At 37.3% G+C, this 12,827-nt stretch carries 13 protein-coding genes; 1 reads left to right on the forward strand and 12 read right to left on the reverse strand.

What is annotated here, in order from left to right; translation table 11 throughout:
- The first annotated feature begins 31 nt into the window (after window positions 1-31).
- Complete coding sequence (locus tag ACNTMY_RS07185) at window positions 32-472, forward strand: MarR family winged helix-turn-helix transcriptional regulator (RefSeq protein ID WP_423215943.1); 441 nt, start codon at window positions 32-34, stop codon at window positions 470-472.
- Between the two features lie 36 nt (window positions 473-508).
- Here the strand turns inward: ACNTMY_RS07185 and smpB are convergent, their stop codons facing one another.
- The 12 genes from smpB to ACNTMY_RS07245 all read right to left on the reverse strand — a co-directional run bounded on the left by smpB (window position 509) and on the right by ACNTMY_RS07245 (window position 12,766).
- Window positions 509-976 (reverse strand): SsrA-binding protein SmpB, encoded by a 468-nt coding sequence (gene smpB / locus ACNTMY_RS07190; RefSeq protein ID WP_027968471.1) that lies wholly within the window; start codon window positions 974-976, stop codon window positions 509-511.
- Window positions 977-1,019: 43 nt separating this feature from the next.
- The gene (gene rnr, locus ACNTMY_RS07195) at window positions 1,020-3,365 is read right to left on the reverse strand and encodes a ribonuclease R (protein WP_423215944.1); all 2,346 of its coding nucleotides are present in this window, start codon (window positions 3,363-3,365) and stop codon (window positions 1,020-1,022) included.
- Window positions 3,366-3,599: 234 nt separating this feature from the next.
- Entirely contained in the window at window positions 3,600-3,836 is a 237-nt protein-coding gene (secG, locus tag ACNTMY_RS07200) for a preprotein translocase subunit SecG (protein WP_004232859.1), read from the reverse strand.
- Window positions 3,837-3,954: 118 nt separating this feature from the next.
- Entirely contained in the window at window positions 3,955-4,101 is a 147-nt protein-coding gene (gene rpmG, locus ACNTMY_RS07205) for a 50S ribosomal protein L33 (RefSeq protein WP_074450694.1), read from the reverse strand.
- Window positions 4,098-5,306 carry a multidrug efflux MFS transporter gene (locus tag ACNTMY_RS07210; protein ID WP_423216875.1) on the reverse strand — a complete coding sequence of 403 codons (1,209 nt, stop codon included), beginning with the start codon at window positions 5,304-5,306 and terminating at the stop codon, window positions 4,098-4,100. The genes rpmG and ACNTMY_RS07210 overlap by 4 nt, the downstream gene beginning before the upstream one ends.
- Before the next feature lie 135 nt (window positions 5,307-5,441).
- A complete protein-coding gene (coaE, locus tag ACNTMY_RS07215) occupies window positions 5,442-6,029 on the reverse strand; it encodes a dephospho-CoA kinase (protein ID WP_423215945.1) in 588 nt (195 codons plus the stop codon).
- Complete coding sequence (gene mutM, locus ACNTMY_RS07220; RefSeq protein ID WP_423215946.1) at window positions 6,026-6,847, reverse strand: DNA-formamidopyrimidine glycosylase; 822 nt, start codon at window positions 6,845-6,847, stop codon at window positions 6,026-6,028. The genes coaE and mutM overlap by 4 nt, the downstream gene beginning before the upstream one ends.
- Window positions 6,848-7,212: 365 nt before the next feature.
- Window positions 7,213-8,322: a serine hydrolase domain-containing protein gene (locus ACNTMY_RS07225; RefSeq protein ID WP_423215947.1), complete on the reverse strand. Its 1,110-nt coding sequence runs from the start codon at window positions 8,320-8,322 to the stop codon at window positions 7,213-7,215.
- 214 nt (window positions 8,323-8,536) lie between these two features.
- On the reverse strand, window positions 8,537-9,433 hold the full coding sequence (gene era, locus ACNTMY_RS07230) for a GTPase Era (protein ID WP_024343708.1): 897 nt from the start codon (window positions 9,431-9,433) through the stop codon (window positions 8,537-8,539).
- Between the two features lie 56 nt (window positions 9,434-9,489).
- A complete protein-coding gene (locus ACNTMY_RS07235; protein ID WP_004232870.1) occupies window positions 9,490-9,900 on the reverse strand; it encodes a diacylglycerol kinase family protein in 411 nt (136 codons plus the stop codon).
- Window positions 9,881-10,378 (reverse strand): rRNA maturation RNase YbeY, encoded by a 498-nt coding sequence (ybeY, locus tag ACNTMY_RS07240; RefSeq protein WP_021142888.1) that lies wholly within the window; start codon window positions 10,376-10,378, stop codon window positions 9,881-9,883. The genes ACNTMY_RS07235 and ybeY overlap by 20 nt, the downstream gene beginning before the upstream one ends.
- 159 nt (window positions 10,379-10,537) lie before the next feature.
- A complete protein-coding gene (locus ACNTMY_RS07245; RefSeq protein ID WP_423215948.1) occupies window positions 10,538-12,766 on the reverse strand; it encodes a starch-binding protein in 2,229 nt (742 codons plus the stop codon).
- Window positions 12,767-12,827 lie beyond the last annotated feature (61 nt).

Raw genomic sequence — 12,827 nt, forward strand, 5'->3', positions numbered from 1 at the left:
AAATGCAATTACTGACAGAGAAAGAGGACTTATGACTGCAGAACATCCAAAACTCACTAATCAACTCTGTTTTGCCATTTACAACGCTAACAGACTATTTAACCAATTTTATAAACAAAAACTAGCTACATTTGATTTAACCTATACACAATACATCGTTCTTTTGGCACTCTGGGAAACTGACGAACTTCCTTTACACGAGCTTGGAAGAAAACTAGACCTTGCTAGTAATACGCTGACTCCTCTTTTAAAACGTTTGGAGGAAAAAGGTTATCTGACTCGTATTCGACCAAAAGAAGACCAACGTCAGCTGATTGTTGCGCTGACTGAGACGGGAAAATCCCTGCAAGCTGATGTCGAACAAGAACTTCATTCTTGCTTAGGAGATTTCACCCCTGCTTCAACCGATAAAATTCACCAAATGATTTCTGATAATCAAGAATTAGTTGATGAGCTCAAAAAATTGCTTTAATAAAAAAGAGTTTGGATTTCTCCAAACTCTTTTTTATTATCTTGCGTTGAAATTTTTCATTTGACGTTTGATGTCACGGTCTTGTTCACGGCGTTTGATTGTCTCACGTTTGTCATAATCGTGTTTACCTTTTGCCACACCAAGTAAGACCTTAGCAAAGCCATTTTTCAAATAAACTTTTAGTGGAACAAGTGTCATACCAGTCCCTTTTAGTTCATTTGACAATTTTTCAATTTCGCGTTTCTTAAGCAATAGTTTTCGTGTACGCTCAGGCTCTTGGTTCCAAATATTTCCTTGCTCAAACGGAGAAATGTGAACATTAATCAACCAAGCTTCTCCGTTTTTGATTTGAGCATAGCCGTCTTTTAATTGGATACGCGCTGCACGAACGCTCTTAATTTCAGTTCCTGTTAGGACAATACCTGCTTCGATTGTATCAACAATATTATAGTCATGGCGTGCTTTTTTATTTTGAGCTACGACATTTCCTTCACCTTTTGGCATGTTAAGCTACCTCTCTTCTGTCGATATTTGGGTTAGGCATTATTTATTTTTTTGATTTGTGTGATTTTTTCTTAGCAACTTCTTTGTAGAAAGGTTTCTTTCCTGACTTTTTAGAAGAGCCTTTTGATGATTTACGATTTCGTGGTTTATTTGACTTGTGGTCTTTTTTATGGTCTTTGCGATTATCTGATTTAGAACGACGATTGTCTTTACCAGAACGGTCTTTACGTGATTTTTTAACTTTTTCAATCACATCGTAATCACTTGGAATGTATTCAAAATCAATATCACCAGTTTCCTTGTCAGCACGTGTCAATTTAATCTTAATTTGTTGACCAACACGGAAGACTTTACCTGATTTTTCACCTTGAAGGGTCAAAGTACGTTCGTTGTAGTTGTAAAACTCAGGAAGAGTTGTGATGTGCACAAGACCTTCGATTGTATTTGGTAATTCGATAAACATACCGAATTTCACGACGCTAGCCACCACACCGTCAAATTCTTGTCCAACGTATTCTTCCATGTACTCAGCTTTCTTCATAGCTTCAACGACACGTTCAGCATCGATTGCACGACGTTCAAGTGTTGAAGATGATGTAGCTAATTCTGGAATAGCATTTTGGAAGTGTTCGATTTTCTCGTCAGTCACTTGTGTGTATTCACGAATCATACGGTGTACAAGAAGGTCAGGATAACGACGGATTGGACTTGTAAAGTGAGTGTAGTACTCTGCAGCCAAACCGTAGTGACCATGATTGTGCTCAGAATAACGCGCTTGTTGCATTGAACGAAGGAGCATCATGTTAAGCACTTCTGCACCTGGTTTTCCTTCAACTTTTGCCATAAAATCTTGAAGAGCTTGTTGGCTGATTTTATTAGCTGTACCGTTGATTTGCACACCAAAGATGCTTGCATAATCAAGGAATTTTTGCAATTTTTCAGCTTTAGGGTCTTCGTGAATACGATAGATAAATGGCAATTTGCGTTTTGCAAAGTGTTCTGCGACAGTTTCATTAGCCGCCAACATGAATGACTCAATCATACGCTCTGCGATACCACGTTCACGGATGACGATGTCGACTGGCATCCCTTTGTCATTAACGATGATTTTAGCTTCGCTAGTATCAAAATTAAGGGCTCCACGACGCACGCGCATTTTTTCTAAAATATTGTGAAGCGCAGCCATGTGATGAATTGATTCAACGATTGGTTGGTATTTTTCAATCAATTCTTGATCGCCAGCAATAATGTCGTTAACATCGCTATAAGTCATACGGAAAGTTGTCTTGATGACTGATTGACAGATTTGGTGATTAACCACACGACCATTTCGGTCAATTTCCATCAAACATGATTGTGTCAAACGGTCAACATTTGGATTCAATGAACAAATACCATTTGACAAGCGTTCTGGAAGCATTGGTACCACACGGTCAGTCACATAAACAGATGTTCCACGCGCTACCGCTTCACGGTTCAAAGCAGAGCCTTCTGTAACATAGTATGAAACGTCAGCAATGTGAACACCAAGTTCAAAGTTACCATTGTCGAGCAGTTTGATATGAACAGCGTCGTCCAAGTCTTTAGCATCAGCACCATCGATAGTAAATGTGATTTCATTTCGTAAGTCGACACGACCAATCATGTCTTTTTCAGACGGTGCATCTGGCACGGCATTAGCTTCTGCCATAACATCTTCTGGAAATTCTGACTTGATATCCATTGATTCAAGAACTTCAAGGACATCAATACCAACATCACCTTGGTGACCGACAATATCACGAACGTGACCGACAAAGTAATCGTGACCACGCGTTGGATATTTATCAATATCAACTTTGATGATTTCAGTTCCATCAAGAACAACTGGTTCTTTTTTGATGTAAATCTTTTGTTGGATTTTTTGGTTTTTAGACTTGATGTAACCAGCGTATTTTGGTTTTTCATCGTCTAAGATAAATTTACCAACAACTGTTTTCAAACTACGTTCAACGATACCAACGATGCGTACTTCGGCTGCAGTTCCTTTAAGACGGTTTGCTGGCTTTTTAATAACAGCTTCAACAGTATCTCCGTCAACAGCATGACCAACATCATTACGTCCGACAAACATATCGTCTTCGTCTTCATCAACAGACAAGAAACCAAATCCAGCTTTGTTAGCACGGAATACACCAGTAACAGTGATTTCTTTTTTCTTGTCAACTTTTTTACGAAGCGCTAAATTTCCGTTATCATCAAAACGGAGTTCTCCGTTACTTTCAAGTTGTGAAATTTCTTTAATGAGCTCTGGGAATTTTTCAGCACCAGTCATCTCAAGACCAGCAGCCAAATCATTAATATTAACTTTTCCATGCTCTTTTAAATAAGCAATAATATTTTCGTTCATAATTGTGATTTATTCGCAGTTTTTGATAAAAACTGCTTTATTCTATCCTCTCGTTTTCTAGCTTTATGGAAGTTGTGAAAAGTCACTGAATCTCAAATTCCAATCCACTATCGGACAGACTCCTCACTACTTAATTAATAAAAAATGAGCTGAATGACCAGCCCATGAATTTTCGTACAAAATTCAAGATGCGCAGCCAACGTAAGCTAGTTAAGCAGCTTCGTCAGTTGCTATCTATTTACTTGATAAAATTGCTAGCGCTAAAGCAATTGCTAGCCAAAAGAATACTAGAACTGCTGTAAAACGTTGCATAAACGCTTCGAAGCCACGCGCTTTAGTACGTTCAAATAAAGCTTCTGAACCGCTGTTATCAAATACGTTGCTACTTGGATTTTTCTGTGGTTGCAAAAAGATGGCAATCACGATAATAACAGATAATACCAGCAAAATTGTCAGTAGTACATTGTACATATGTTTCACTAAGAACGCGTCAGAAGGTCTCAAACTGAGAAAAATGTTAACGATGAATCCTCCTGGGTTCTATTTCCTTTCCTACACTATGGTCTTGATTATTCTATCATAATTATCCCTAAGATTCAACATGTAAGGTTACTTTTCGCTCTTTGGGACAATATTTCAAAACCTGTATTTTATCAGGGTGAGTTGCTTTATTTTTACTTGTCAAATAATTCTTGCTGCCGCAACTACTGCATTTCAAATTAATCTTTACTCTCACACGATTTCCTTAACTTTTAAATATTTTCTAAAACTGATAAGGCTCCATACAAAGTTTACAAAGACGATAAGACTTGTCACGTAGAACACTGAACGGTATCCCATTCCTGTCGCAATGGCTGAACCGACAAATGGTCCAACGACTTGTCCGATATTCATAAACATTTGATTATAGCTAAAGATACGTGAAATACCTTCTCGTGGAGTAATCTTGGTAAGGAGTGAATTGACACTTGGCATAAGCGCACCGGTACCAAAACCATACAAGAATCGAACGATTCCTAACTCCAGAGAATTTCGCGCAAGCGCACATAAAACGTACATGCTAAAACTATAAAATAGAGCGATTAAAAGTAGTCTATGATTACCTATTCTATCACCAATTTTACCAAGAGTCGAGCTCGATAACATACTTGAAAATCCTAGTGCAGACACAATCAAACCTGATACAAACATCAAATTCTCAGTTTGACCGAGATTTCGAATATATAAAGTCAGAATTGGGGCAATTGATTGTGCAGAGACTTGGATAATCATACTTGTCACAAACAAGCCAATGAGGATTTGTTTATCCTTAATTGAAGAGAATACTTCACGAGTCGTCATAGCATTTGCTTTTGCTACTGGTTTAAAATCTTCTTTGATTAAAAAGATAGTTAGCAAATTACAAATCAGTAAAATAAACCCAACTAGTAGAAATACTTGTCGAATGCCCAGCCATTCAGCCAAAACTCCACCTAAAAGTGGACCGATTAGACTTCCTCCAATCATCCCAGTTGCCAGCGTACCAAGCGCATAACCTGAACGATTTTTAGGAGCTTGGCTGGCAATCAAGGCTGTTGAATTTGGAATGTATCCTGAAAAAAGGCCATTCAGTAGCCTCAGTGCTAAAAGCCAAAAGACGTTTGGTACAAATGCTAGACCACCCATAGTAAAAGTCATTACTAAACTCGCTCTAACCATCATCGGTTTTCTACCATAACGGTCTGCTAGCCGCCCCCAAACTGGAGCGATGAGGGCAGAAGCAAGAGCTGATAATGATACCGCTAAACCAGCGTACCACTCAACTTTACTTTTAGGAGCACCTAATTCTTCAACGTACAAAGCCATAAATGGCATAACAAGTGAAAAGCTTGCCCCAGTAAAAAAGTTACCAAGCCAAGCTACTCGTAAATTTTGTTTCCAATTAACTTCGTTACTTATGATTGTTCACCTTCTTTTCAAAAAAAACGTCAATAAGTTTATTATAACACATTCAAAAGCATTTGCTAGAATCCTGATTCAATAAGCGTTTTCGCATAAAATAAGTACCCGACATCATATTCAGGTACTTAATATTTTTTATAATTCAGCAATTAAATGCGCAATTTTTTTCTTTAAAGTCGTGATGTCACCACTATTATCTAAAAGTCTATCAGCAAAAGGCTTTTTAGCTTCTGTCGACATTTGACTTGCAATACGCTTCTTAGCTTCTTCTCTTGTCAGGTGATTTCGAAGCACCAAGCGTTCAAGTTGAGTTTTCTCATCAATGAAAACTAGCCAAATATCATCAAACCAATCCACATAATCACGCTCAATCAAAAGCGGAATATCCATGAAGAAAACTTCCTGAGACTTAGCTAGCTCATCTCTTCTGCGAGCCAACTCTTGTCTGATGATTCCATTTTGGATTTGAGATGATTTAGCAAGCATTTCTTTACTTGCAAAAATCATCTGCCCAAGTTTTTGGCGGTCAAGTTCACCGTCATCTTGAAGGATACCCTCACCAAGCCAATCTAGCAATGCTTGATACAGCTTGCCACCTTTTGCTTGAAGTTCGTGAACAACTTTGTCAGCATCAATCACTTGATAACCATACTTTCTAACTTCAGCAACCACCGTTGATTTTCCAGAAGCAATCCCACCTGTTATTCCAATAATTTTTGTCATTGTTTTTGACAAGCAGGACAAAAATGCGTCCCGCGACCTCCTACTTTTATTTTTTCAATTGGTGTAGCGCAGCGAGGACAAGGCTCACCTGTCTTTCCATACACTTGCAAGAAATCTTGCATACTACCATTTTCACCCAGAGCATTTTGATAAGTGCGAATTGTTGACCCACCTTTAGCAATTCCAAGCTGTAAAATCCTAATAATCTCGTCACGAAGCGCAGCAATTTCAGCATCTTTCAAACTATTACTAAGACGTTTAGGATGAATCTTCGCAGCCCACAATGCCTCATCCACATAAATATTGCCAAGCCCAACAACCAAGGTTTGGTCCAATAAATAGGGCTTGATAACTTTTTTTGAAGCCTTCAACTGCTTAGCAAATGTCGCCAAATTAAAATCATTCTCAGTTGGTTCAGGTCCAAGTTTTCTTTGACGGAAATAATCAGCCACTTCTTCTTTATCAAGTAATTCCATCGTTCCAAATTTTCGAACATCTTGATAAACCAAGGTCGACCCATCATCAAGTTTAAAGAAAGTATGGAAATGCTTATTCTCAGGCACTTCATTCTCAAAGAGCAAGTATTTTCCTTCCATCCGCAAATGAGAAATAATCACTTGTCTATCAAGATTTAACAGCAAATATTTTCCACGTCTACCAATCGATTGGAAAGTTTGTCCAATAATATCTTTTTCAAAAGCTGTTAAATCTGTCTTAATCATTTTAGGAACACGAGCATCAACTGAGACAATCTTTCGTCCCACAACCAAACGCTCAAGCCCTCGTCTAACAGTCTCAACCTCAGGTAATTCTGGCATACTTCTGATACAAAGGACGTTAAAAGGCAAAGTAAAATTAGAAGACTGAAATAAAAGTATTCAGCTTCTTTGTAATAATTACACAACGCAGTGGTTAAGTGGATTCTAATGCGCTGATAAATCAGCTTTTATAACCCTACTCAACTGTGCGGGGGTGAGACAAATAAAATCTCTACTGGAGATTTTATTTGTCTCACTCCCATCTATTTACACAGCCTTTCGTCCGTGTTCAAAGCAACACGAACATGTCCTTCTCCTTTCTAAATAAGTTTTATAGGAAATCTAAATATAACATTTTTTATCTTTTGTGTGATAAATCAAGCTGTAAAAACTACGGGCATTTCCTCACAAAAATAATGCCTTAATCACTCGCTAAGTTCATTCAATTTTTTGATTCCCAATATGGTTGCTGATATGCGCTTTTCTGGTGCAAGATTTGACAACACAACTACTGCTGTATTTGTTTTTGTATTAAAACCTAAATAAGCATTATAATGACTTGTCCCACCATTATGCCAAATAATTTTTTTATCCTTATCAATAAACCAAGCCATACCGATTTCATCCAGGCGAATCCCCATTTTTTGATATTGTTCAGAATTAGCACCGATTTTCTTTAAGCTTCGATGACTTTCAAAAAAATATTTTTCACCATCAAGTTGCATTTTGGCATAGGACAACATATCTACGATATCTGAGGTGACAGCACCTGCTGATAAATAAGCATCATCTGATTTCCACTTCCAATAATGTCCCAAATCACCATCTTGTTTAGAAATTTTAGTATGAGTTAACCCTAATTCAGTCTGCGAAAAATCATTGAGTAAACTTTGATAATCCTGACCATAAACTTTTTCTAAAATCTGACCTAAGACAGCAAAACCAAAATTAGAATAAGAAAAATTATAGTCATCAGCTGGCAGTGTTATGTCAGCAACTTTCTTTTGTAGCATCTCATCACTAATATCATAAAAAGGATTTTGACCAGACAGCATATTAACAATCATAGGACCTTCAATATAGTGAGCTTTGTAGCCTGAAGTATGTGTCAATAACTCTTCTATACTAGGATAAGTTTTGTCTCTTGGTAAATCAAGATAATCAGCAATACTTGCTTTGAGATCAATCTTACCTTCACTAATAGCTTTAGCCACCAAAGCAGCTGTAAATGTTTTAGTAAGTGACCCAATCTCATACACATGTGTCTTTTTAGGCAAGATTTTCCCATCTTTACCATATACAGTATAATCAATTTTTTCATTTTTAATTGTCCCTACTGTAATGACCGCATTTTTATCGTTTCTAGTCGTGGTAACTAATGCCTCTTTAAAAGACATAGTTGAAGCCTTAGACAGTTGGTAATTTTTATAAAGTTTTACTCCAAAAATAACCATTAAGGATACTACAAGACCAACAAGAAGGATTTTTAGAATGTGTTTCTTATTAAATTTTACTTTTTTATCCTTTTTCCCCATCTTTTTCACCTTCCAAAAAGTCTAAAATGCACAAGCAGATTTTTCCAAGTATTTCTAGGCAAGACCCAGAGTTTCCCTTTTCAATTAATCCACTTATATTTTAACAAATGTGGTTGTGTATCGCGATTTTTTAACAGAAAAGGCTTGAGTATAAAATCACACTAAAATAAAACGAGAACAAATTGTCAAATGTTCTCGCCAGTTATTGATAATCTTAATACTCTTTCTCGTTGTAACCAAAGTCAGCGAGGTCAAGTTTTTTATCACGCCAATTTTTCTTAACTTTAACCCAAGTTTCAAGATAAACCTTGTCACCAAGCATAATCTCGATATCACGACGAGCCATTTTACCAATTTTCTTAAGCATAGCACCTTTTTTACCGATGATAATACCTTTTTGGCTGTCACGTTCAACCATGATTGTCGCACGAATGTGAACTTTATCTGTCTCTGGGTCACGTTTCATTGAATCAACGATAACTGCAACAGAGTGCGGCACTTCTTGTTCAGTCAACTTCAAGATTTTTTCACGAATCATTTCTGATACCAAGAAACGTTCTGGGTGGTCAGTGATTTGGTCTTCTGGGAAGTATTGGAAACCTTCTTCTAAGTTATCTTTCAAGATATTAAGCAAAGTTTCAACATTATTTCCTTGAAGAGCTGAGATTGGCACAATTTCTTTGAAATCCATTTGACTACGGAAATCATCGATTTGTTCCAAAAGTTGGTCTGGGTGAACTTTATCGATTTTGTTGATGACCAAAATAACTGGAATTTTGGCAGCTTTCAAACGTTCGATAATCATGTCATCACCTTTACCGCGTTTTTCATCAGCTGGCACCATGAAAAGCACTGTTTCTACTTCACGAAGTGTGCTATAAGCAGACTCAACCATGAAATCACCAAGTGCTGTTTTTGGTTTGTGAATACCTGGTGTGTCGATAAAGACGATTTGTTCGGTATCAGTTGTGTAGATACCCATAATTTTATTACGAGTTGTTTGAGCTTTGTCGCTCATGATAGCAATTTTTTGCCCCATCACGTGGTTCAAGAATGTTGATTTACCAACATTTGGGCGACCCAAAATCGCTACAAAACCTGATTTAAACATAAGATATAAAGGACGTCAAACGCCCCTACTCCTTTCAATTTCCTATAAAAATAATGTTAGTGACTTCCAAAAATCAAAGCAATAATTTTTGGCACAAAAATAATCAATCCTGTCACCACAGCATAAGCAGACACTACTAACACAGCTCCTGCTGCCATGTCTTTAGCATTTTTTGCTAGCATTGAAAAGTGATAATCACTAGCAAGGTCAACCACATTTTCAATAGCAGAATTAATCATTTCCAAAGTAATAACTAAAAAGATGGCTAAAAATAAGAATAACCATTCCATCGCTGACAGACGAAAAACAGCTCCTGCTAAAGTCGCTAAAATAGCTGATACCATGTGCTTTCGCATATTTCGTTCTTCCTTGAATGCTGTAATAATCCCAGTTATGGCAAATTCCATACTCGACATCAAGGTGCGATTTTTCCACTTTTTAGGTGAATTATTGTCTCTTAAGTCCATAGGCAGTCAAAATTTCTTCTTGTAAAGTAAACATTTCTTTTTCTTCTTCAGGCGTATAATGGTCATATCCGTTAATGTGTAAGAAACCATGCACCGCTAAGAAGCCCATTTCACGTTCAAAAGAATGACCGTATTCTTCTGCTTGTTCACGCGCTTTATCAACTGAAATAAAGAGCTCACCGATATAAGCATCAAATTCATCTAGCATTTCAGCCAATTCAGGATTTTCAGCCAAATCTTCTTCTGAGAATGACAAATCTGATTCAGGTTTATATTCTAAACTGATGACGTCAGTTGGACGGTCAGTATCACGATATTCCAAATTCAATTCATGACTGCGTTCGTTTGTCACAAAAGTCACAGCCATTTCTTTATTTTCTTTACCAGTCTTTTCAGCAGCAAATTGTAATAAATCCAAAGTTTGGTTTTTGATTTCTTCTGAAACTTGACCAGTTTCATCTATCATTTCAACGTACATATAAATCTTCTTTCAAATCTAATTATATCAAGCATATTATACCATATTACAGATAACAGCGCCATTTTAGCCTCTAAGAAAGTTTTTGAGTACAAAAAGAAGTAGCCTGAGGGAAAAGCTACTTCTTAGGGAAAGGAGTTAGAATTGAGATAAGAACAATTATTTTAGTCCGTCTTTATTATAGTTTCCAGATTTTACTAGATTAAATCCTTCGCTATAAGGGAACTGGTTACTTGTTCCAGGTTGGTTAAAGATGATTTTTGCATTTACATCAGCATATTCTTCTGGAAGATCGAGGTAGAAATTGCCAGCATCATCTTTAGTCATTTGTGTTCCAGGCCATACACCTAGAGGGTATTGAACAGGATTTCCATAGTAGAGGTAAGCATTCGCACTATCCCAACCGCCAGGATTATCAAAGGTTACACGAGTTTTTCCTGCTGGTACATCAGGCATCAAACCATTTTTTGAATATAATCCTTCTGCCTTGACATCAAAGCCTTCATTTTGTGGATATTGTGAGCCTTGATTATTTGTGAAGATTACTTTCACACCTTCTTCTGCATATGAAGCAGGAACTGTGATTGAATAACGACCTGATGCTTCTTTAGTCATCTTAGTTCCAGGCCATGCACCAAGAAGTTTATTATCTTTTGCTGAGTACATGTAGGCATAAACTTCTGACCAATTATCTGGATTTTGGAAATAAATGTTTGTCTCAGCGCTTGGGTCTTTCATTATAAAAGTGTATGTCTTAGTTGTTGTTTGACCATCAGCTCCTGTTGCAGTCAATGTTAAGGTAGTTGATTGACCAGCTTCAAGCCCTTCACCAACAGTGACTTTATCACCGTCTTTGTAAGCCACTTCTTGACCATTACCAAGTTTGTAAGTTGCAGAGTCAGCATTTTTAGCTTTCAATGTTACTTCTGTAGCTTTAGAAATGCTATTGTCACCTTCTTTGTAACCATCAACTGAAACTTGAGCTGCTTGGCTAGCTTGTTCATCATACAAGACGACAGCTGAGCGCGATGGAACGCTACCTGTAATACGACCATTTGAAACATTAAATTGTCGACCAGAAACCTTATCTGTGTATGTACCGTCAGCCAAATTAGTTTCAGAATTAATTTGCTTGTCGCCATCAACTAGGTTCACAATAACAGCACCTTTTGTGCCACGTTCAATCATCGCAACTTGTTCATCGCCACCAGGGTTGCGAAGGTATTCTGACTCTCCGACCATAGCATTATGGAATTTATTAACAGCAGTCACTGTCGCATCTTTGTAAAGGTCGCTTCCAGCGTCACCGATTTGTGATTGACCAGGGAAACGTGTACCATTACCACCACCAACTGGACGTGAGAAGAACAATGGTGTTCCTTTAGCACGAGCTGTAATCATAGCCCATCCAAGACGAATATCACTATCATTCATCCATGTTGATTCTTGATCATCATTCGCATAATTGTCGTGTGATTCTACCCACAAAACAAGATTTGCTGCGTCAACACCTGAAACCTGATAATTCATCAAGTTTCCTGCTGAAATGCGACGGTCTTTTAGAGCTGAACGGATTTTTTGACCGTAATTCGAAGCAGTGATACTCATCAACTTACCATAGCCAGCATCATTTGAAACATCATCCTGCAAAATTTCTCCGTACTGGAACTCAGAACCGTTGTTCAAAATAACATTCCAGAAGTTACTGCCGTATTCACCTGGTAATTCGATGTGTTTTGCGGCATCATAGCGGAAACCGTCCGCACCATCAGCTACTGCTTGTTTCAAATAACTCAACAAATATTGTTGGACATATTCATTTTGAGTATTCCAATCATAAAGTGTAAGAAGAGCATTTTGAGTGACATCATAGCGGTCATGCCAACTAGAAATGAGGGTATTTCCGTGTGTCCAGTTAGGAATGTTTTTAATTTCTTGGCTGATTTGATTGTAATCTGAAGTTGTGTGGTTTAAAACGGCATCCACAATAATTTTAATGCCGTATTGGTCAGCCACACGATTCATTTCTTTAAACTCTTCTTCAGTACCTAATTGATAGTTACCGATTTTATAAATAGTTGGTTGGTATTGATAATACCAATTTTTTAAGTTCTTATTTCCACCTTCACCAGCTACAACAGTGTTGATTGGGGACGTTTGGACACTTGTGTAACCAGCATCTTTAATGGCTTGCATATTATCTTTAATGGTATTAAAAGACCAGCACCACGCATGAAGTATCGTACCATCTTTCATTGATACCTGCTCATCTGCATTGACGACTTTAACTTGGACTAATCCACCAGCACCAATAGCTGTTAAAATGAGCAATGAACCTAGACTTTTTTTCATTTTCTTTTTAAAATTTGCTTTATTCTGAAATGTCATGGATAATCTCCTAAAAAGATAAGTTAGGAATACGCAACCGCTTTCGTTGAATTGTAAAAAA

It is taken from the genome of Streptococcus equinus, assembly GCF_049393735.1.
In the GTDB taxonomy this organism is placed as follows: Bacteria; Bacillota; Bacilli; order Lactobacillales; family Streptococcaceae; genus Streptococcus; species Streptococcus equinus_G.